The 21,476-nt window shown below is 71.1% G+C and carries 15 protein-coding genes; 10 read left to right on the top strand and 5 right to left on the bottom strand.

The window, feature by feature from the left end:
* Positions 1 to 509 precede the first annotated feature (509 nt).
* Positions 510 to 1,739 carry an MFS transporter gene (locus tag ACZ6SD_RS24470; protein WP_465319312.1) on the top strand — a complete coding sequence of 410 codons (1,230 nt, stop codon included), beginning with the start codon at positions 510 to 512 and terminating at the stop codon, positions 1,737 to 1,739.
* Here ACZ6SD_RS24470 and ACZ6SD_RS24465 read toward each other — a convergent pair.
* Positions 1,717 to 3,042 (bottom strand): cytochrome P450, encoded by a 1,326-nt coding sequence (locus ACZ6SD_RS24465; RefSeq protein WP_465319311.1) that lies wholly within the window; start codon positions 3,040 to 3,042, stop codon positions 1,717 to 1,719. The genes ACZ6SD_RS24470 and ACZ6SD_RS24465 overlap by 23 nt on opposite strands.
* Before the next feature lie 173 nt (positions 3,043 to 3,215).
* Between ACZ6SD_RS24465 and ACZ6SD_RS24460 the strand changes: the two genes are divergently transcribed.
* The 5 genes from ACZ6SD_RS24460 (at position 3,216) to ACZ6SD_RS24440 (ending at position 8,379) form a co-directional block, all read left to right on the top strand.
* A complete protein-coding gene (locus ACZ6SD_RS24460) occupies positions 3,216 to 3,473 on the top strand; it encodes a hypothetical protein (RefSeq protein WP_465319310.1) in 258 nt (85 codons plus the stop codon).
* 60 nt (positions 3,474 to 3,533) lie between these two features.
* Positions 3,534 to 5,057 carry a hypothetical protein gene (locus ACZ6SD_RS24455; protein ID WP_465319309.1) on the top strand — a complete coding sequence of 508 codons (1,524 nt, stop codon included), beginning with the start codon at positions 3,534 to 3,536 and terminating at the stop codon, positions 5,055 to 5,057.
* 85 nt (positions 5,058 to 5,142) lie between these two features.
* The gene (locus ACZ6SD_RS24450; RefSeq protein WP_465319308.1) at positions 5,143 to 6,402 is read left to right on the top strand and encodes a hypothetical protein; all 1,260 of its coding nucleotides are present in this window, start codon (positions 5,143 to 5,145) and stop codon (positions 6,400 to 6,402) included.
* A 42-nt stretch (positions 6,403 to 6,444) separates the two neighbouring features.
* Entirely contained in the window at positions 6,445 to 7,338 is an 894-nt protein-coding gene (locus ACZ6SD_RS24445; RefSeq protein WP_465319307.1) for a hypothetical protein, read from the top strand.
* Positions 7,339 to 7,449: 111 nt separating this feature from the next.
* The gene (locus tag ACZ6SD_RS24440) at positions 7,450 to 8,379 is read left to right on the top strand and encodes a hypothetical protein (protein WP_465319306.1); all 930 of its coding nucleotides are present in this window, start codon (positions 7,450 to 7,452) and stop codon (positions 8,377 to 8,379) included.
* A 44-nt stretch (positions 8,380 to 8,423) separates the two neighbouring features.
* On the opposite strand, the gene ACZ6SD_RS24435 is transcribed toward ACZ6SD_RS24440, so the two are convergent.
* Both ACZ6SD_RS24435 and ACZ6SD_RS24430 read right to left on the bottom strand, forming a co-directional pair.
* Positions 8,424 to 9,614: an aKG-HExxH-type peptide beta-hydroxylase gene (locus ACZ6SD_RS24435; protein WP_465319305.1), complete on the bottom strand. Its 1,191-nt coding sequence runs from the start codon at positions 9,612 to 9,614 to the stop codon at positions 8,424 to 8,426.
* Entirely contained in the window at positions 9,611 to 10,726 is a 1,116-nt protein-coding gene (locus ACZ6SD_RS24430) for an FxsB family cyclophane-forming radical SAM/SPASM peptide maturase (RefSeq protein ID WP_465319304.1), read from the bottom strand. Before ACZ6SD_RS24430 ends, ACZ6SD_RS24435 begins: the two co-directional genes overlap by 4 nt.
* Positions 10,727 to 10,885: 159 nt before the next feature.
* On the opposite strand from ACZ6SD_RS24430, the gene fxsA reads away from it, so the two are divergent.
* The 4 genes from fxsA to ACZ6SD_RS24410 all read left to right on the top strand — a co-directional run bounded on the left by fxsA (position 10,886) and on the right by ACZ6SD_RS24410 (position 17,102).
* Positions 10,886 to 11,074: an FxSxx-COOH cyclophane-containing RiPP peptide gene (gene fxsA / locus ACZ6SD_RS24425; protein WP_465319303.1), complete on the top strand. Its 189-nt coding sequence runs from the start codon at positions 10,886 to 10,888 to the stop codon at positions 11,072 to 11,074.
* A gap of 36 nt (positions 11,075 to 11,110) precedes the next feature.
* Positions 11,111 to 14,818 (top strand): FxSxx-COOH system tetratricopeptide repeat protein, encoded by a 3,708-nt coding sequence (fxsT, locus tag ACZ6SD_RS24420; protein ID WP_465319302.1) that lies wholly within the window; start codon positions 11,111 to 11,113, stop codon positions 14,816 to 14,818.
* Entirely contained in the window at positions 14,796 to 15,782 is a 987-nt protein-coding gene (locus ACZ6SD_RS24415) for a hypothetical protein (RefSeq protein WP_465319301.1), read from the top strand. Before fxsT ends, ACZ6SD_RS24415 begins: the two co-directional genes overlap by 23 nt.
* Before the next feature lie 150 nt (positions 15,783 to 15,932).
* Complete coding sequence (locus ACZ6SD_RS24410) at positions 15,933 to 17,102, top strand: cation:proton antiporter family protein (protein WP_465319300.1); 1,170 nt, start codon at positions 15,933 to 15,935, stop codon at positions 17,100 to 17,102.
* A gap of 831 nt (positions 17,103 to 17,933) precedes the next feature.
* On the opposite strand, the gene ACZ6SD_RS24405 is transcribed toward ACZ6SD_RS24410, so the two are convergent.
* Positions 17,934 to 20,153, bottom strand: a complete 2,220-nt coding sequence (locus tag ACZ6SD_RS24405) for a hypothetical protein (protein WP_465319299.1) — start codon at positions 20,151 to 20,153, stop codon at positions 17,934 to 17,936.
* Positions 20,150 to 21,097 (bottom strand): hypothetical protein, encoded by a 948-nt coding sequence (locus ACZ6SD_RS24400; protein ID WP_465319298.1) that lies wholly within the window; start codon positions 21,095 to 21,097, stop codon positions 20,150 to 20,152. The genes ACZ6SD_RS24405 and ACZ6SD_RS24400 overlap by 4 nt, the downstream gene beginning before the upstream one ends.
* Positions 21,098 to 21,476: the final 379 nt, after the last annotated feature.

The following is a 21,476-nucleotide window of genomic DNA, read 5'->3' as shown; positions in this document are numbered from 1 at the left end:
AGCCCCGCCAAAGATCGTTTCTGTGGAAGGACACGACCCTACCGGCGGGGCTGTTGCCCTGCTCAAGGGCATGATCGACTTCTGAATAACCCTCCCCATCGAGCACTGGGCAGGGTTCGTGCGGCTTCGTGGGGGCGGGTTCGCTACTCATTCCGCACCGTCGAGCGCTGGGCGGGCGTAGGTTCGGCCTGGCTGCCGAGCCACCACTGTCAAGCTGCCCCGCTACCCGCCCAGCTGTCCGGCCGTCTGCCAAGCGGCCTCGCCGCCTGCCAAGCCGCCCGGCTGCCCCGCTACCTGCCGAGCTGTCCGGCCGTCTGCCAAGCCGCCTCGCCGCCTGCCAAGCTGTCCGGCCGGGTGCCAAGCCGCCATCCAGGTGCCCGTCCTACCAGGGCATCCACCACCTTTAGCGCACTCAACCCTGTGGACCGGTTGGGTTCCTGAGTTGACTTGCCTGTGCCGTGGTCGCTTCGATCTGGTGGCGGCTGAGGAGGCGACAGGGGGGCGGGAGGATGGGTGGGCGGTCGTTGGGGCGGGGGTTCGGGTGGTTGTGGACCTCGTATGCGTTGAGTGTGTTCGGGACTCGGCTGGCTTTTGACGCGTTCGCGTTGATTGCGATTCTTGTTCTGGATGTGGGGGCTGGTGCGGTGTCGGCGCTGGCGGCTGTGGGGCTCGCGGTGGGGGCGGTTGTCGCGGTGCCGGTTGGGCCGTGGGTGGAGTTCCGCCGGAAAAGGGCGGTGATGATCGCTATGGACCTGGTTCGGTTTGTGGCGGTGGTCAGTGTTCCGGTGGCGTTTGGGCTGGGGTGGCTGGGGTTTGGGCAGTTGCTGGTTGTCTCGGTGGTGGTCGCGGTGGCTGACATCGTGTTCATGGCGGCCAGTGGGGCGTGTTTGAAGGGGCTGGTGGCGCCCGAGGATCTGTTGGTTGCTAATGGGCGGCTTGAGTCGACTAACTGGACCGCCACGGCGTTGGGGCCGCCGCTTGGTGGGGTGGCGGTCGGGTTGTTCGGGCCGATGACCGTGGTGGTCGTCAACGCGGTGAGCTATGTGCTGTCGGCCGTGGGGATTCGGGCGATCGGGGGTGGGGAGGCGCGGCCGGAGCGTGGTGCGGGGGCGCGGCTGCGGGTGGGGGATCTGGTGGTGGGGTGGCGGCATATTCTGGGGCATTCGACGTTGCGGATGTTGTTTTGCAATACCGTTCTGGTTAATGGGTTGATCATGGCTTCGGCGCCGCTGATGGCGGTTCTCATGCTTGGTCAACTGGGGTTCGCGCCGTGGCAGTACGGGGTGGCGTTCGGGGTGCCCTGCGTGGGGGGACTTGTCGGCGCGTGGCTGGCTGGGAGGCTGGTGGCGCGCTTCGGGCGGCGTCAGGTGATGGTTGGGGCCGGGGCGTTGCGGGCGTGTTGGCCGCTGGGGTTGGCCTTTGTCGGGTCGGGGATCGGGGGACTGGTGCTCGTCATCGCGGTGCAGTTCTGCTTGGTCGTGTGCATCGGGGTGTTCAACCCGGTGTTCGCCACCTACCGGCTTGAACAGATCCCGGACGACCGAATCGTTCGCACGTTGTCCGCGTGGTCGATCACGGGCAAGGTCGCCACCGCCGGGTTGACGGCCCTGTGGGGTGTGCTGGCGATGGTCACCAGCGTTCGGGTGGCGGTCGCGGTCGCGGGGGTGCTCCTGTTGGCCACGCCGTTGCTGCTTCCGCGCGCGCGGCGCGAGTCGCTCAGTGGCGCCGGGTTGTCGTGAACCGCAGGTGGAACGGGTCGAGGGTGGCGGGCAGGGGGGTGAGGCGCTGACGCGAGACGACCGTGAAATCCGTGTCGGCGACCATGGTGGCCACGGTTGTGGCGATCACGTGCAGCACCAGGTTGCGCCCCGGGCAGGTCGCGGGGCCCGCGCTGAACGGCAGGAGAGTCGGGGTGCTCGCGGCTCGGCCGTCCAGCCAGGCGTCGGGGGTGAAGGTGTTGGCGTAGCTCAGGGTCTGCTCGTCGCGGTGGAAGTAGGGGGTCAGCACCACGAACGTCGTCCCGCGCGGCAGGGGAGTGGCCGACCAGTCGGTGTCGACGGTCGAGTCCCGCAGGATGGCGGGCGTCGTGGGCCACAGGCGCAGGGTCTCCAGCACCGCCGCCCTGGTCACCCGCAGCGGCTGGGGCTCGCCCGGCTCGCCGTGGGCGTGCTCGTCGCGGACCCGGCGCAGCACGTCGGGGTGGGTGGCGAGCAGGGCCACCGTCCTGGCCGCGGTCATGCCCGCCGCGTCGAAGGCGAACAGCCAGTGCGCGACCTGGCTCAGCGGGTCCGTCCTCGGCCCGCAGACCGAGGCCACCAGGCCCGCGAGACTGCCCGGCTCGGTGCGGTCGAGGTGGGCGCGCAGCCGCCGCTGGAACCGGACGCGGACCCGCGTGCGGGCGGGCCGCAGATAGGACCAGTTGCCGTCCGAGCGCAGGGCGTGCAGCAGCGACATCAGCTCGTCGTCGTCGCGGGCCCCGTCGCCGAGCACGATCCGGCGCACCATCCGCCACCAGGTGTCCGCGAACTCCGGCCAGGCTAGCTCGGCGCGGTCGGCGAGCAGCCGCGCGCACTCCTGCCGGATCACCGCGTTCATCGGGTACGCCAGCCGGTGCAACTCGTGCGGGGTGTCCAACACCCGTTCGGTGAACCAGCGCCGGTCCACCCGGTCCTCGCCCTCGGAGATCAGCACCCCGTGCGGCTGGAAGTGGCCGAGCGCGCCTTCCTTCTCCCGGTTCGCGGGGCTGAACGTGGCAGGCGTGTCCCGCAGGATCCGTTCCACGTCGTGCGCGTCGAGCGGGATGGCCACGGTGCGCCGGGGCAGGCGCAGGACCAGCAGCGCCGGGCCGTAGCGCTCGCGCAGGCGCCGCAGCTCGGTCACGAGCCACTGGTCGGCGCCCAGCCGCGCGAGCAGCCCCACCGTGCGCGGTCTCCGCACGATCAGTCCTTTCGCGACCAACGGGAGCCCCACCCGGCCCACGAGCCGCAGAGTGTCCGCGCGGGATATCTCGACCACCTTCCGAGCCGCCGCAAGCCGCGTCATCGTCAGCGCACTCCTTTCAGGACGGTCTCCCCGGAACAACCCGGTCGAGTTACCCAAGATTGCCGTCGGCCAACCGTTGCGTCGCTCGATCGTGTGGTCACCGATCTTTCGCCGAGATCACCCGTCTGGAGGTGTCCGATAGCGATTCTCGGGTAGTCCCAGATCATCAGGAGGTGGCGGAAATGCTCGACTTCGACCCCGTCGCGTTTGGCATCCTCCGCGCGGCGGCCCAGGGCCGCAGCGCGACGGGTGTGCCCGCGGTGACCGCCCGCTGGCTGCGGAGCCTGTCGGCCCACGGCTACATCCGGTCCCGGCGCGACGGCACGGCGATGGAAGTGACCGTTCCCGGCATGCAGCTGCTGTGGTTGTGGTCGCACGACCCGCACGCCCATCCCCCCGCCGACAAGCCGACAACGGGGCTGCCGAAATAGGGAGCGCCAGGGCGGGCGGGTGCGGCAGGATCACGGGTCTCGTCGTGGGCAGGAGGACCCGTGAACGACCTCGGCCCTCGGCTGACCGCCCGCCTGCGGGCCCGCTTGGGCACACCTGACTGGCCGCTGTACCGCGCCGGGGAACGGCCTCGGGACGCGGATGGCGCCCGCACCGAGGTCGCGCGGCTGCTGCTCGCCGCGGGCGCGGCGCCCCAGCCGCCGGGGGTGGCGGCGTGGCTGGCGACTGCGGGCAGTGACGTGTGGCTCGCGCTCGACACCCACACTCGCCACGGTTGGTGGCGCACGACCTGGTGGCACGAGCGGGCGGTGAACGGTCTGCTGGCGGGCGACCTCGACCAGGTGAACCTTGTGCTCGCCGCCGGTCACTCGGACGGGCACGTCCGGGAAGCGGCCGTGATCAGGCTTGCCGCCGTGCCGCACGAGATCGCGCTCCCCGCCCTCGCCCTGCGCGCCGCCGACCGGGTGCTCCAGGTCCGCGACCGCGCGCGCCAGGAGTGCCTGCGGCGGCTGCGGGACGACCCGGCCGCCGCGCTCCGCGCTGCTGCCCCGGTGGCCTTCGCCCTGGCGAACCGCGACCGGGGCGCGTGGCTCGACCGCGAGCTGCGGGACCTGCTCCGCGACGGGCCGCCCGACGTGCTCACGGCTGCGGTCGCCTCGCCGGACGGGCGCACCCGCCGCGTCGCGCACCTGCTCGGCGTCAACAGGCTCGACCTCGCCCAGCTCATGCGCACCGCCAAGACGGACCCCGACTTGCCGACGCGCGTGCTCTGCGCCGACGCGGCGCTGCGGATCGCGCGGGCCACCGGCGACACCGCCGTCCCCCGCCGCTTGCTCACCGGGGGCGCGGCCAACGTCCGGGCCGGGGCCGTGAGCGCCCTCGCGGACGCGGGCGACCTCGCTCCCGCTGTCGCCGCGCTCCCCGACCGCAGCGGCGTCGTCCGCATGACCGCCCAAGCGGCCCTGCGCCGCGCGGGCGTCGACCCGGCGCCGCACTACCGCGCGCTCATCGGCAGGCGGCCCGTCAGCCCCGGCGCCATCGCGGGCTACGGCGAGACCGGCGGCGACCCCGACCTGCTGCTGCCGCTGCTGGCGCACCCGCTGCCGCGCGGCCGCGCCGAGGCGGTGCGCGCCCTCCGCGCCCGCGGCGTCACGGCGGCGGCGACGCTGTGGCCGCTGCTCACCGACCCGTCACCGCCGGTGACCCGTCAGGTGGTCGCGTCCCTGACCGGGCAGCCGCTGGACCAGACCGCGCTGCGGCGGCTCATGGGCCACACCGCGCCACATGTCCGCACGGCCGCGTACCACCTGCTCCGCGCGGGCGGCGCCTGGACTCGCCTGATTGCCACCCTGCGCCTGCTGAGCGACCCGGACCCGTCCCTGCGCGCCCGCGCGCACGCCGACCTCCGCGCCTGGCTGGACCGCGAGATCGCCACGGCCTACTCCCGTCCGACGGAGGCCCAGGTGGCGGAGCTGTCGGTCCTGGTGACGGCCGTGGCGCCGGTGGTCGCCCCGGAGCGGCTGCGGGTCCTGCTCTTCCACTGCGGACTGCCGGTGGATTCCTGATCGGCGTGGTCACCCATGGTGACGGTGTGAGCCAGGTCGCGGGTTATCGGGTGAATCGCGCGCGACATGCCCTAGCTTCTTGGTCATGTCGAAACCCGGGGACCGTGTGGTCGTGTGGGCGGTCGTCGCCGCCGTGGCGGGAGTGGTGCTGCTCGGGCTCGCCGGGGCGCCGCAGTCGGTGGACTTCCTGTTGTGGACCGGGATCGACTCGCCGCGGGCGGTGGGGGCGCAGCTCGCGGTCGCGGTGAGCGGGGCGGTCGCGACCGCGGTCGCCGTCGTGCTGGCGCGGTGGTGGCGGTGGGCGCTGGTCGCCGGGGCGGTCGGGGTCGCGGTGGCGCTCGCCGTCGACGCGCCGCCCAGCGGCGGGCTGTCGGTGCGGCTGCGGGGCGCGACGCCGTCCGGGGAGCTGGCCATGTCGGCGGGGTGGGCGTGCGTGCTCGCCGCCGCCGCGGGGGTGTTGCTCGTCGGGGTCCTCGGCGCGGTGCAGCGGCTGATGTCCGAGCGGCCCCGCTACGCGGTGCTGGCCGGGGTCGCGGCCTGCGCGGGCTACTTCGGCGTGTCGGTCACCGGCGTCCTGCGCGGGGTGGACCCGGCCGTGCCCGCGGTCGGGATGGCGTTGGTGACGGTGGGCGCGGCGCTGCGCGCGGGCGGGGGCGCGACCTGGGGCAGGACCCGGCCGGTCGCCGCGGTGATCGTGCTGCTCACGGCCGTGCCGACCGCGGTGGTCGCGTTGCGCGGCGCGGAAATCCTCGGCACCCAGGTCGGCGGCGTGGTCGGAGTCCTGCTCGCCGCGGCGGCGATCGCGGGCGGCGGGCGCGACTGGGCGTTCGTCGGCGCGCTCGGCGCCGTCCTCGCCGCCCCGGTGCCGATGCTGGTGCTGCTGCACTCCACAGCCACCGGCGAGGTCTGGTACGCGTGGCCGATCGCGCTCGCGGGCGTCCTGGCAGGCGCGGTCGCCGCCACCCGGGTGGCCTGGGCGGCGCCGCCGGTCGTCGCCGTCGCCGCGCTGCCAGTCGCCGCGATGGCCTCCCAGATCGGCGGCAAGGACTTCGGCGTGCCGCTGGCCTGGATCTTCCTCGGCCTGGCCACCGCGGCCGTCGCCGCGGTCGGCGCGGTGTCGGCCACCGCGTTCCCGGACCTGCCCTCACTCGGCGCGCTGGCCACCACCGCCGCTGTCGGCGTCTCCCACGCGCTCGGCTTCGTCCGATCCGGCCCGGACGGCGCGCTGGACCTGGACAAGATCATCGGCCCAGCCGGTCAGGGCGTCTCGGCCGTGCTGCTGCTGGCGGGCGCGGCGCTGCTGGTGCTTTCCACGGTGCGGCAACGGGAACCGGTCAAGGTCTGAACCAGTCTCACTCCTGTTATTGGTCTGACAGGGGGAGATGTCATGTCCGGTCGGAAGCGCGTGCTGCTCGGTGTGCTGGCGGTGATCGTCCTCGCCGCGGTGAGCGTCGTGGTGGTCGTCCGTTGGCCCGAGGACAAGTCCGCGGGGGCCCGGGACACCCGGCCGTGGACCGTGCCCGCCGTGCCGCCGCTGGTCACCGCGGCCCTGCCCGCCGTCGACACGGCCAAGCGCAGGCCGCCCATCCCCGGCCTGCCCGACTGGTCCAAGGCGGGCTACCGGCAGGGCGCGGGCCTGCCCACCGACGCCGATGTCGACCCCCGGTGCCGAGTCGCCCCCGCCGTCACCCCGAACGACAACCAGGATGACACGGACGGCCTGCAAGCGGCGATCGACAAGGTGAAGCGGGAGTGCTCGCCGTCCGCGTCCTACGACCGGCTGTCCCTGATCACCCTGCCCGCGGGCGTCCTCGACGTGACCCGCCAACTCCGGGTCGACGCGGACTACCTGGTCATCCGCGGCGCGGGCGCGGACCCCGCGACCGGCACCCGGTTCGTCTTCCGCCCCGACGAGAACACCCGCTACGACGGACTCACCAAGGACGGCAGCGCCTGGGACCCCGACGAGATGGGCTACGAGAGCGGCAATGGCGGCTGGCTGTGGCCGGGCCGGGGCCTGTTCCGGATCCAGTCCGCCGCGGTGCACGAGGATTACCGGGAGGACTACGAGTCCGCCCCCGCCAACCGCAAGGACCTGTTCGAGGGCAGCGTGAACGCGCACTGGAAGGCAGGCGCGAAACTACGCGCCAAGGACGGCGACCCAGGGTTCTCCGCGCGGTCGGGAGACACCGTCGTCCACCTGGCGGGCAAGGTGGAGTGGGACCATTTCGCTGGCGGCGGCTACGTCAACATCCGGGCCGCGGACTCGGTCGGCTTCTAACGGGCGCAGGAGGCGCAGTCCGGCAAGCCCCGGAACACGCATACGCGCCAACAGATTTTCGCCATCGCCGCCGTCGACCAGGCCGCCCGCACCATCACCATCGACAAGCCCTTGGAGTTCGACCTGCCGGTAAGCTCTACTTCGGACGGTTCCGCCGAGATCGATAACAAGACCTATGATTCCAAGGCTTCCCCGTTGGTCGACCCGGCCGTCGGTGTCGGCTTGGAGGGCTTCCACATCACCCAGGTCGTCCCCGACCGCGACCCCGCCGCCACCACCCACGACTACGGCAACGTGTCCCCGGAAGACGCGCTGAACGGCATAGTCGTCAAATGGGCCGTCGACTGCTGGGTGCGCGGCGTCGCCACCTACCTGACCGGCTCCCACCCGATTGTCACCGAGGAAGCCAAGAACCTGGAGATCGTCGGCACGAACCTCAATGGCGCGTGGAACAAAGGCAAGGGCGGCAACGGCTACTTCCGCGGCTCCCGGGTCTGGGACTCCCTCTACGCGGGCAACATCACCCGAAACCTCCGTCACTTCACCTTCCAGTGGTCCGCATCCAACAACGTCGTGACCGCCAACGACTTCGACAGCGACCTCAACCTCCACGGCGGCTGGGAACGCCGCAACCTCTTCGAGCAGAACACCGTCCGCGTTCCTTTCGAGCACCGCCCCGGCAACTGCCGAACCAACTGCGGCGGCGAGGCCGGAGCGGAGACCGACGAGTCAACCTGGTACCCGATTTGGTGGGGAGCAGGCGCCAAAGCGGTCAAGTGGTCCGGCGCGACCGGCCCCCAGAACGTCTTCTTCAACAACACCCTAACCAAACAACTCACCAAGGGCGGCGACCACACCCCCTTCTACCCCGACCCCCACCGCATCTACCAATTCGGCTGGAACGGCACCGGCTACCAACACCTCGCCACCCCTGAAGGCCCCATCCCCGACTGGGCGGGCCGCGAACAACTCGACTACACCGCCAACGGAATCGACTCCTCCCGTGTGGACACTGCTCGCTCCCTGTTCTTCGCGACCTGAGCGCACGTTCGCGGCGACTTCGCTGCCATGCCAATGGTCCACCGCTACGAGTTTCGGGTGAGCCAGTGCTCGCGGTGTTCGGCGAGTAGTCGGAAGGCCGCGGTGCGGTCGGCTGGGGCGACGGGTTCGTCGGCCCACTCCGTCAAAGTGGCGGTCATTCCGGTGACGAACTCCCGGCCCACGTCGGTCAGGCCGCCGCTGGCGAGCAGGGTTCGGCAGCCCAGGAGGGAACCGGCTCGCCAGCGGGCGAACTCGCGGCCCGCTTGGCTGTGGGGTTCCACGGCTCGGTGTGCTCGCCAGAACGCGGTCACGCCAAGGTAGGCGTAGGTGCCGTGGAGCAGGCCGGTGATCGGGCGCGGGTCGGCGCGCCATGGGGCGTAGTAGCGGGCCGTGTGGGCAGGGTCGACCAGCGGGAACAAATCCATGAGGGCCACCAGTTTGGTGTGCTGGACCTCGTGGGCCAGGGTCACCGCGACGGTGGTGTCGTCGGGGCCGAGGGACAGGAACAGGCAGCCGAACGCGTCCGACATGGTCACGCTGCTGACCCCGTCCGCCGCTGGCTCCAAGGGGGCGAGCACGGTGACGCCGGTGGACAGCTCGTCGGCGACCTCTGGGTGGTGGGCGCGCAGCAGGGCCCAGGCGCGGGCGATTCGGTCCTGCCACTCGGGAATGTCCACCGAGCGGGCCAAGTGGAGGTCGCCCGCGGGCGGGGTGGGCCAGCGGCGGTGGATCGTGAAGGTGACTTCGCCGGGAAGGGTGATTTCCGGGTCCGGCGTCCAGGCGAGCGTCGATGTGGTTACCGGGCCGGAAATCGGAGTGCGGAGGACGCCGAGCGACGGGAGCACGGGCTGGGAACACGGCGGCAGCTCCACGACCGCGTCGACTTCGCCGCGAATAGCCGCCGCCGCCGCGATATAAGCCAGGTCTTCCGGGCGGGCTTGAACATTTCGACGGAGGGCTAACACAGTTCGAGTCGCCCACGCCCCCACTGAAGGGGAGTCCAGCACGCGGTCGGCGGCTTCGGGGGAGTGGCGGCGGACTTCGGCTAAGAGGTTCCAGGCAGACCTGGTTAAGACGTTGTGGCTGGCTAAGAGGCGGATCAGTTGCAGCGTGCGGCTTCGGCGGGCCGCCACCAGGGTCCGCATGATCGGTTTGCCGCCGCCGCCTCGGGCCAGGGTGGCGAGGTCCGCCGTGCTGAGCCGGTGGCGGGAGCCGGGTGAGTCGCACGGCGTCATCGGAGGGCGGCCAGGTCGGTGGTAAGCCGGGTGCGGACATGGTGGATAAGACCCAGTAGGTCAGGGCAGTAGACCGACGGGTTGGTAAATCCGTTGTCCGCGCGATAACGGTGCGCGGGTAGACCGCCGCCGCAGATGGCTAGTTCGGGGCAGGCGGCGCAAACCCGCGACCGTTCTGGTTCCGGCCGAAGGGCCGCGTCGAACGGGTCACGGGAAACGTGCAGTCCGGTGATGGCGGCGCCGTCGTACGCGGACGCGAGAGTGTCGGATAGCTCTATAGAGCCGTCGGTTTGCACTACCACGTGTTGAGCGGGCGCCGCGCCAATGCTTTCCACTCCCGAACGGCCGTTGAGAAGCAGGTTCAGCAGTTCGTCGAACAGCCGCACCGAGGTGCGCTTGACCGGCGCGGCGTACCAGTGGTCGAACACCGCGCCCAACCAGTCCGCGTACGGGGTCTCCGCCGAGCCCGGCGTCCGGCGGGGCGGCGGGGCGGTCCAGTTCCCGTGCGGCAGGAGGAGATCGATCGCGGGCGGCTCGTGGTCCAGCAGCGCCGCGTACGTCGCCAGCGGGTCGTGGGACAGGTCGACCACGCACAGCAGGCCAGCGTAGATCGGGCGGAACTCAGGCGCGGCCAGCAAGCTCAGCCCGCGTGCCGTCGCGCCGTGGCTGCCCGCCCCGTCGTGGCCGCGGCGGCGGTGGTCGTGGGTTCGCGCGTCACCGTCGACGCTCACACCTACCCGCACGCCTAGATCGGCGAAGAGGTGGAGGAAATCCTCGTCTAAGAGCGTGCCGTTGGTCTGGACCGTTACGCGAACCTGCGCGGGCACCCGCTCGCGCAGCGTCCGAACGGTCCACGCCAGGTGCGTTCGGCCCGCCAGCAGCGGTTCGCCGCCGTGCAGGGCGACGTCGACTTTTCCCAGGCTGTGCGACCGGACGTGTTCGGCGATCCGGTCGGCGGTGTTTTCCACCGTCGCCCGGGACATCGCGTGCGGCTGGGCGCGCCAACCCTGGTCGGCCATTTTGTAGACGTAGCAGTAATCGCAGGCGAGATTGCAGCGGCTGTGCGCCTTGAGCACGAACTGGCGAAACGGCCGCAGGCCCTGGTCGGTCATCTGCCCTCTCCTCGGCTTCGCGCGTGGTCCCCCGAGGTAATGAAACACATCCGAACCCACCGCATGGGTGGTCCGATCGGTGTATCCGTCACTAATGTTGATGTTCCGGACTACTATGTGCGAGGGGGGTTCAGCGAAACCAGGAAGGGGAAGCGGCGCATGGACGACGACGGGGGGCACGGCGCCGAGCACCGGGTCCACGAGTCCGATCTGCTGGACGTGACCGGCCTCGACCTCGATCGCCTGGCCGCCCTGCCCGACACCGTCCTGGCCGCGTCGCTGCGCCGGATACTGACCGAGCACGACGCGGTCCCCGACCGGTACGCGGCTTTCCAGAACGCGATCTGAGGCGGCGCCCATGACCGACGCCGGATTGGGGACACGATGAGCAACCCGGGGCAAGCGACCAACCCGGGGCCCGCGCCGCGCCAAGCCGGGATCGCCGCCTTCCTCGCCGCGACGACCGGGGCGGCCCGCTCGGGCGTGGTGGCGACCCTCGCCTGGCAGCTCGCCACGGCGGGCCGCGCGGTGCTGGTCGTGGACTGGGCCGAGGAGTCGCGCGCGGTCCTCGACCACCTGCGCCCGTTCCGCGTCGGCGCGCGGGAGTGCCCGCCCGAGGTCGCCGCCGCTCTGCGCGCCGTCCACCGCGCGCGCGGCGGCGGGCAGGCGACCGGCGTGACGCGCGTGGAGTTCCCCGAGGCCGAGGGGTTCGTGGAGCTGTTCGACGTCCCGGTGGGCGCCGGGGCCGACCGGCTCACCGTCGAGCACGACCCGATCGCCGACCTGCGCGGAACGCTCGCCACGCTCGGCTACGACGACGTGCTGGTCAACGTCCCGCAGGGCGCGGGAGCCGGGGTGGTCGCCCTCGCCGCCACCCTGAGCGACATCGCGGTGGTGTGCTTCCCGCCTGGCCTGCGCGAGATCGCCGACGCCGCTGAGCTCGCCGCGGCGGTCCAGGGCAAGACCCCCGTGCATATCGACCTGATCCCGGTGGTCACCCGGTTCGACTCGGCCAGCGAGAGCAGGCGCCGCGAGGTGTGGTCCGGGATTCGCCTCGCGTTCCGGCAGTTCCTCGGCCGAGGGCACGCCGTGGCCGACGCCCTGGTCGAGGTCCCCTACCGCTCGTGGGAAATCCACCGCCCGATGCTTCCCGCCCTCGCGGAAGACCCCGCCGACGGCGACCTGTGGGACCGCTACACCCGCCTCACCAAGGCCGTGACCGGCGCGAACGGGCCAGCCCCCGTCCCGCCGTCCGCCGCGCTGCGCGACCGCTACCGCCGCGCGTTCGGCCTGCCGGTGTCGAGCAGGCCACCCCGCCTGATCGTGGCTCACCGCGCCGAGGACCGCCCGTGGGGCGATTGGGTGCGCGCCCGGCTCGAAGACGTGGGCGCGCAGACCCGGGACCTGCGCTCCGCGGGCGATTGGCTCGGCGCCGACCCGGCCGACGGCCTGCTCGTCCTCGTCCGCGGCGACGACCAGGACGACCCGCCCGGGGTCGACGCCGCGCTCGCCGCGCGGATTCCGCGGCACATCCGGGAGATCATCCCGGCCACCACGGCCCGCGCCGAGGCGCGCGACCTGCGCAGGCGGCTGCTGCGGCACTTCGCCCTCATCGACCGCGACGACGGCGCCGGAAACGGGATCACCCCCGTCCCCGGCACCACCATGCACGGCGTGGTGAACCTGCCGCCGCGCTCCGGGCCGTTCCTCGGCCGCGGCGATGACCTCGACCGGCTGCGCGACACGTTCCGCGCGGGCGACGGTCGGGTCGTCACGGTCCTCACCGGCGCGGACGGCATCGGCAAGAGCGCGGCGGCGCTGGAATACGCGCACCGCTTCGGCTACGACTACAGCCTGGTCTGGTGGGTGCCCGCGCACGACCGGGCCGCCGCCCAGGCCAGCCTGGACGACCTGTCCGTCCGGTTCCCCGGGGAGCGGTCCGACACCGGCGGCAGCCGCCGCGCCCTCGACGTGTTGGGCCGCGAAGGCCCGCCTGGCCGGTTCCTGCTCGTCTACGACGACGCCCTCGACCTCGCCGCCGTCGCCGACCTGCTGCCCGACGGCGACACCGGGCACATCCTGATCACCACGCGCGATCCGGAGGCCGAGGGCCTGCGGCTCGGCGGCATGGCCGAGGACGAGGCCGTCGACCTGCTGCGCGCCCGCCTGCCCGGCCTCACCTGGGACCGCGGCCGGGAGATCGCCGGGTTGCTCGGGCACGTCCCGCTGGCCCTCGACCTCGCCGCCTGCCTGCTCGCCGAGCGGGCCGAGTCGTCCCGGCTGGCCCACGAGGCCACCGTCGACTCCGCGCGGCTCGCCGCCGACCAGGTCATGGCCGCGTGGAACGCGACGCAGGACGGGCCCATTGTCGAGCGGATGCTGTCGATCACCATGGCCGCGCTGCGCGAGACCGCGCCGGGCAGGCTCGCGGCGCTGCTCGCGCAGGCGTGCGCGTTCCTCTCGCCCAAGGGCGTGAGCCTGGGTCTGCTGCGGTCCCGCCCGTTCCTGGACCGGCTGCTCGACGCGGTGCCCTCAGCCGAGGCAGAGCCGGTGCGCCAGGACGCCGCCGAGATCGACCGGGCGCTGTGGCTCGGCGAGCGCCACGGCCTCTTCCGGGTCGATTGGGGTCACAACCACCAGCTTCGGATGAACCGCAGGACCCAGGAGGTGCTGCGGGGCGCCATGTCCGACGACGAGCGCGCCGCCCGGCAGGCCGCCACCCTCGCGGGCCTGGCTGGCTACGCGCCGACCGAGGTCGAGATGTCCGCGCCCGGCGCGGCCGAGCGCTACGACGAACTCGCCGCGCACGTGGCGACGTCCGGCGCGCTGGAAAGCGCCGACCCGCAGGTCCGCCGCTGGCTGGTCAACCAGACCCACCGCGCGGCCGCGACCCGCCGCCCGGACGTCCAGCGGGCCGCGCTCGCCACCGGCGTCGCGCTGCTCGCCGACTGGGCCGACCGGTTCGGCGCCGACGACTGGCTGCGGGTCCGGCTCGCGGGCAAGGTCGCCGACCTGCACCGCGAGCTGGGCGACCCGCGCGCCGCGCTGCGGCTCACCCGGGAAGCGCTTACCAGCCAACTGGAAACCCGCGAGGCCGGGCACCCGCAGGTGCTCATCGCAGCCCGCGGCCGCGGCGCCGACCTGCGCGGACTCGGCGTGTTCACCGAGGCGCGCACCGAGGACGAGTTCACCTACCTCGGTTTCGTCCGCGCGCTGGGCGCCGACCACCCGCAGACCCTGATGGCGGCCAACAACCTCGCCCTGTCGCTGTTCCTCGCGGGCGAGCCGAACAGCGCGCTCGAACGCGAACGCGACACCTTCGCCCGCCGCCTCCGCCTGTTCGGCCCGACCGACCCGCAGACGGTGTGGTCCCAGGCGAAGGTCGGCTTCTACCTCAGCGAACTCGGCGACCACAGCGGCGCGACCATGCTGCACGGCGCGCTGCAGGTACTGCAGCAGCGCGGGCCCCGCCCCGACCACACCGAGCTGACCACCCAGTGGCGCTACGGGGTGGCCCTGCGGCGCATCGGGCCCGAGCGGCACCGGGTCGCCCGCGACCGCCTCGCCACCACCCTGCGCGACATGCGCGCCGAACTCGGGCCGTACCACCCGGAGACGCTGGCCTGCGGGCTCAGCCACGCCGCCGCGCTGCGGCTGTCGGGCTCCGACACCGGGTACGCGGTGAAGCTGGCCCGCGGCGCGCTGCACGGGTTCACCGCGGAGGTCGCGCTGCCGTCCACGCACCCGTTCCTCGCGCTGTGCGGGCTGGGCCTCGGCTTGGCGCTGCTCGCCACCGGCGACACCGCGGGCGCGCTGACCGAGACCGCCACCGCCGCGACCCTGCTCCGCGAGCGCCTCGGCGGCCTGCACCCGTGGACGCTGGCCGCCGAACTCGACCACGGGCTCGTGCTGGCCCGCGCGGGCGATCTCGGCCAGGCCGTGAAGACCACCGAGGCCGCGCACGCGGACGCGCTGGAGTTCCTCGGCAAGGACCACCCGTACACCGTGGCGGGCGAGCACAACCTGCGGCTGGCCCGCGAGGGCGTCGACCACGGGTGGAAGGAGATCGATGTCGACGTTCCCCGGACCTGAACTCGACGCGGTCCACGAGGACTCCGCAGACTACCTCGGCCCCGAGTTCGAGCCGACCCGGGTCGCCTGCCGCGACGCCATGGCCCTGGGCGGGCTCGCCTACCTCGCCGTCTTCCACGACGGGGTCTTCGGGTTCGCCCTGGACACCCTGGGCGAGCCCGTGGCAGCCCCGGACGGCGTGCCGGACGGCAGCCGCCGCGACGAGTTCCGCAGGCTCGGCCGCCAGTTCAGCCTCACCGCCGACCGGCTCGACCGCGACCTGCAGGCCGCCGTCACCGGCAGGCTCATCCGCACGGTGCTGCACGCGGAGGAAGGCGCGCTGCTCTGCGAGGCCGTCGTGCCCGCCCGCTACGTCATCGGCGTCGTCCCGATCGAATCGGACCCCGTGGCCGGGCCCGACCGCCGGGTCGAGCGGGCTGACCGGGTGGTGTCCGCGCTGGTCACCCGGCTGCGGCGGGAGCAGGGCCTGCCCTCGCTGAACCCGGGCGGCTTCGACACCCCCGGCGACCTCAGCCCGGCGCCGCCCGCCGCCACGGAGCCGTACCTGCTGGTCGAGGACGACACCGAGGAGACGACCAGGGTCGCCCGACTGTGCGCGGCGGCGGTGAACCCGGCGGATTTGCACCACGTGTCGTACTGGGACCAAGACGTGCCCCTGGTCTCCACCGACCACTTCGACGCCCCGGACCTCGCCCGCTTCTTCACCGAGGTGAACCCCCAGTTCCGCCGCCGCTTCTACGAGCGCTTCGGCCGGTCCGTCGGCTCGCTCATGAACGCCCTCAACCGCACCACCAACGCCGCCATCGGCGGCAAACTCCTGCGCGTCGTCCTCGACGTCGAGATGGGCGCGGTCTACTACTACCGTCTCGGGTTCCGCCGCTACCTGCTCGGCGTCACCCTCGACCAGACCAGCGTCACCGTGGCGGATAACCGCCTGGCGGCGCTGGCGGCCGAGATCGGCTGACCCCGATGGCGGTCGATTACCCCGATCGGGGCTTGAGCGTGATCATCGGCGGCCCTATGGTCGAACGAGATCCCCCGAGTCGGGCGAGGGCATGATGGCGAGTTACCGCGTCGGCGCAATCACCCTGAACCCTGCCCGCGGGGGCCCGAAGTGAGCGCCACTCGCCGCACCGTGAGCCTGCTGCTCGCGGTCACCGTCGGCTGGTTGGTCGCCAAACTCGTCGGCATAGACGACGCGGCGTCCTCGACGGTGTACGTGTTCGCCATCAACGCGCTCCTGGGTTTCGGCCTCTACGCGAGCACTCGCGGCATCGAGCTGTCCGAGTTCCGCAGGCACTGGGGCACGGTCCTGATCGCGGTGACCCTGGGCGTGCTGGCCAAGGTCGCCCTGATCTTCGGCTTCCTCTACCTGTTCTACCGCCGCCCCGAACACCTCTTACTCGCCGTCGCCGTGGCGCAGATAGACCCACTGTCCGTCGCCGCCATGCGCGCCCGCTCCCGCCTGTCCGAGTCGGCGAAAACCCTGCTCGCCGCCTGGGCGTCGTTTGACGACCCGATCACCGTGCTGCTCACCACCTACCTGACCGTCCTGGTCCTGGGCACCGGCGACACCGCCCTCCTGGGCGCGGGCCTGGGCTCGTTCGCCCTGAACCTCGCGCTGAACCTGGCCCTGGCAGCCACGGCCTTCCTCCTGTGGCGGCTGTCCACCCGACTCCGCCCCGTCGCCACGCCAACCCGCTTCCGCCGCGCCGCCACCCGAACCGGAGTCGTGGCGGTGGTCCTGGCGGTCGGCGTGGTGGCCGTGCAATTCTCCCTGCTACTGGCCCTGGCCTTGATCGGCCTGTTCTACCGCCCCGGCCTAAACCGCGACCTAGATCGAGCCGCCCAGCTAGCCATGTACGCAGGCACTTTCGCGATCGGCCTAGTCCTAGTGAACGGCATCGACCTCACCACCGGCGCAATGCTCGGCGTCGCCGCCTTCCTAGCCCAAGCAGTGGTCGCCACCCTCTTGACCACCCGCCCCCGCTGGCGCGGCGACCGCACCCGCCTGGCCCTAGGCCAACAAAACGGCCTCACCGCGATCATCCTCGCCCTCCTCCTGGAACCCCAACTCCCCGGCGCGGCGGCGGTCATCGCCCCGGCCATCGTCGTGGTGAACCTCCTCCACGCCATAACCAACACCCTCTACGACACCCGCCACCCAATACCCACGGACCGGGATTCCAACCGCCCACCCGAAGCCCCCACCACCACAGACGAGCCACTATCCGGCCGCCAAGAAGCAGCGCTCCGCTGGTTCCCCATCCCCCACCGCGCCTGACTCCCAGCCTTCCGCCGAGGACCAGCAGGCAGGTACCCCCTCCTGTCAACTCCCTCTGCGAGCCCGACCCGTTCAAGATCGCGAGTTATCCACAGGCAAGATCGTTCTCGCCCCGATTGTCGGCCTGGCCCGATAGACTGGAGCGGGGTCAGCCCCCAGGGTGGGTGGGGCTTTGTTGTGGGGGCGGTGGGGCGGCGAAAAGGCCGTTCGAGGTCGTTTTCAGCCGGTGCCGCACTGCTTTTCCGGACTTGGTGCTGTGCGCCGCAAACGCCCGCCAAGCTCTCGATTGGGCTGGAACAGCACACCCCCACCCGCCGACCAACCAAAGCTCGCCCTGCCAGGTATCAGTGAGCGCGAGACGGCGAACCCGCCCTCCTACCACCCGAACCACGACCTACCCACCCGAACCACGACCTGCCACCGCGTTCCTGCCAACCGCACCCAGAGTTGCCAGGCTTTCGATGGGACCGGAGTACAGCGAACCCGAGTACCTGCCAACCGGCACCCAAAGCTGCCAGGCTCTCAATGGGAGCGGAGTACGGCGAACCTGAGCACCTGCCAACCGGCACCCAAAGCTGCCAGGCTCTCAATGGGAGCGAAGTACAGCGAACCCGAGCACCTACCAGCAGAAACCCAACGCTGCCAGGTGCTCGATGGGGTGGAGTGGTTTCTTCGGGGGAGAAGGAAGATCGCTAAGCTGGCTCCGCACGTGTGAGGCCGTAGGCATCCCACCCGTCTTTCACACGGCGATCTTCCTTCGTAGGGGCCCCGAAGAAACCACTCCGCCCCATCGAGCAGACAGCAACAGCAAGCAGCAACAGCAGCAGCCAGTCAGCGAAGACCACCGCGAAGCACAGCGGTCTTCACCCGAGGCCCCAGATCCTCCAACGCCTCCTGAACCCGATTCAGCCGAGCATGCGCCGTAGCCACATCAGGCGCCCCCAGCAACGGCCCCGCGGTCGCCAGCGGTGTGAGCCGAAACAGCGGAAGAAACTCCGTGATGCTGTCGTAGGTGTCGCACAGCTCATCCAGGTGGTCCTGCGCGGATGGCTCTGCCCGCCACCGGTTCTGGTACCAGGTGGCAAGCGCGTCCCGGAAGCTGCGCACCGTCCGCTGAGCCAGCACAGCGACACCGGTGGCCAGGAAATAGTCCGGAATCCGTGCGACCCGACCGGTGACCGCCCGAGCCTGTTGTGGTCCGGCGTGGAAGCCGTTGTCGAACATGGAGTCGATATGGGTCAGTTGGGTCAAGGCTTCATCAGCGTCACGGAAAAGCCGGTCGACGTCGGCTGGGAGGGCCGTTGCCGGGTGTGGGATGGATTCGGTGGAGGTGACCATGGCGGATTCCACTGTGTCCGCGAGTCGTTGGACGACGCCGATCAGCCCTGCTTGGTCGGCGGCCAGTTGGGCGAGGCGTCGTTCTAGGGCGCCGGTTGTCACCGGGTTGCCTGGGATGGGGAGGCGCTGCCGGGTGGTGGCCAGTTCCGCGCGGACGTCTTCGACAAAAGTGCCTGGCACGTAGCGCAGGGGGGCGCGGTCGAGAGGTTCGCGTAGCCGCACGGACGCGGTGTCGGTGAGCACGCCCGCGACGACGACCAAGACGTCCGCGCGGCTATCCGCTTCGTGCACCGACAAGAGTCGTCGGATCACCTGGTCGACGTCGGCGGCGGTGAGCAGTGAGCGGGTGATCAGCACAGCGCAGCCGCTGTCCCGGTCGGGGAAGGTGATCCAGTAGTCGGCTGTCGTGCCGCCTTCGCCGAGGACGTGGTCGCGCTGGTACTCCCAGTCGCCGCCCGCGAGCGCCTGCCGCATCTGCCGGTCGACGTCGGCTGGGCCGGGGCCGCCGAACAGTTCGGTGGCGGCGCGCTGGACGGTCTCGTCGTCCACGGCGAGATTCCGGGCGCCCGCGGCGATGGCTTTGTCCTCGGTCATCCGGAAGATGAGCTTGCACAGCCGGATCACCGCGCGGGCGTTGCCCCGGGTGACGTCCCGAATGGATCGCACGGTGTCCCAGCCGAACGGTTGGACGCGCGTGCTCTTGCTCTGTCCTTGGACGAGCGCGACGAACTCGGCGATCTCTTCCGCCGACAGTCCGGTCAGCTCGACCGGGTGCGGGATGCGGGCGTGCACGGCGGGCGACAGCACGTCGCGGAAGTCCGGCAGCCCCACCAGGATCAGGCAGGCGCCTGCCTTGCTCGCGGTGTCCAACAGCGACTGGAAGGCGGTCATCGTCTCCGCCTCCGGCTTGCGGCGGACGGAGAAGATTTTCTCCAGCTCATCGATGGCGAGCACGAACCGCCGTCGCTTGCCGCCGAAAAGGAGGGCGAACACGCCCAGCGCTTCCAGTGCGGCGACATCGTTGTCGATGCGGTAAGTGATGCCGCGGTCCGCGAGCACCTGATCGGGCACCCCGCCAACGAGCCAATTCCACACCGAGTCATCGAAACCGGTGCGCAACAGCAATGTCAGCGCCACGCTGAAGTCGCGTTTCTGGGTGACCGCCAGCAGGGTCCGCTGCACCTCGCGCAGCAGCGTGCTCTCCATCAGCCCCAGGCGTTCCACAATGGTCTGCGGCGCGGTGGCCGCGTCGACCGACAGCGTGTCGCCCGCCAGGCCGGTGCGCTGCAGCGCCTCGCCCACGGTGTCGGCGTAGTAGTGGTTGACCTGGGCGCGCAGGCCCTCGGCGGTGACCTTCTCGATGAACTGCCGGAACAGCCCGAGGAACGAGTTCGCGTTGAGGTCGATGTACATCGCGCGGGTCGGGTCGCCGAGTTCGCGCTGCACGTGGCTGATCAGGCTGACCGCCAGGTGCGTTTTGCCCATGCCGTAGTCGCCGACGATCGTCATGACCGTGCCGCCGGGATCCGGGCGTTCGGGGTCGGTCTCGACGTTCAGGTAGTCCGACACGTAGCTCAGCGCCTGGTTCATCGCGTCGGTCTTGACCGTGACGTCCAGCAGGTTCGTCGCGGAGCCGACGGTGGCGAACCTGGCCACGGCCATGGGCGCGAACGGGTTCCTGCTCCCGCTCTCGATGTCGTTGCCGCCGGTCATGGCCGCGTCCTCGATCCGACTACAGCGATCTCGTTCAGGTACCGGCGAACATCGTCCACGGTCACCAGTCCGGTCTGGTCATAGTTTAGCCCCTCATCAAGCAGCATCTCGTACGTTCCGTGGAGATGCTGCTGAACCATCCCGATCGAGGAGAAGGTCTCCATCAGATCGGTGACGGCAGGCTCCACTTTCGGGTAGACGCCCAGGTCGCCATGCCGCTGCAACCGGTCGGTGATGTACTTCGCCACGTCGCCTACCCCCAGTTTCCCGATTCGCACGATCACCGGCGGCGTCGTCGCGGCCAGTCTTGTCTTGATGTTGCCGAGCTGTTCGTCTTCCAGCCAGGACGACTCGGTGACGAACAAGACCCGGCCACTGCGCAATGTCTCGGCGTAACGCACGACCTCGTTGGTGAGTTCCAGCACCGACGGCAGCAAGATGATCAGGACGAGGCCGTTCTTGAGGTTGTCCCGCAACACCGGAAAGATGCGGCTCGGCACATTCCGGTCCGCCCGCAACGCCTCGGTTCGCTCAGGGCGTAACGCCTCGACGGCGATCAACTGGTCGAAAAGCCGGTCGCACACGGTGATGATCCGGTCGTCGATCGAGAGTTCGCGCCCGGCGGGCAGACACGTCGTGAGGTCGAGCACCACCTCTCGCTCGCTGGGCCGCAGGTGGTCGCGCACCCAAGCGACGCAGCGGTGCGCCATCGCGGTCTTGCCGCTGTGCTCCTGCCCGACCACCAGCACCATGTGCCCTCGGTTGCGCAGGATGTCCAGGTCGCCCATCGCCCGGGTGAACTTCGGGAAGTCCCGGTCGCAGTCGTGGATCGGCAGATAATACGACTCGCGTTCCGGGTGGTTCCACAGCAGCGGGGGCATCGGCGAACTCTCCCACCCCGGCAGCGCGAACGGGTTGATCCGAGGCAGGTCGGCGGTCGTCACGGCATGTCCCACGCGCTGTTCGCCCAGGTAAGCGCGGCAGCGCGCGCCAACCCGTGACGGGTGCGCGGTCGGCTGCCCCGGTGGTCCACCCGAACTCCTGTCGGTCCCGTCCCTGCTCGGCCCTCACCACTGTATCGACGCAAGGTCAACATCTGCGTCGATAAGCCGAAATCCCCACCCGTCCGGACCACCGAGACGACCGGACACAGGCGGATTCCGGTCACGGTGCGTGGTGACGGCTCACGGCCCGGACTCCACCGCCGAATGAGCCCGCTCCATCCGGCGACATCGTGGGCTGACCGCGGGCGGCACGGCGCGAGCGGGTCGGGGGAGGAAACCCGCTCGCGCCGTGGTTCCGCGGCGGCGGAGAAAACTCCGC

It is taken from the genome of Actinokineospora sp. NPDC051303 (assembly GCF_055586285.1).
The sequence above is the reverse complement of the archived record's forward strand: the minus strand, read 5'-3'. Positions and strand labels throughout refer to the sequence as shown.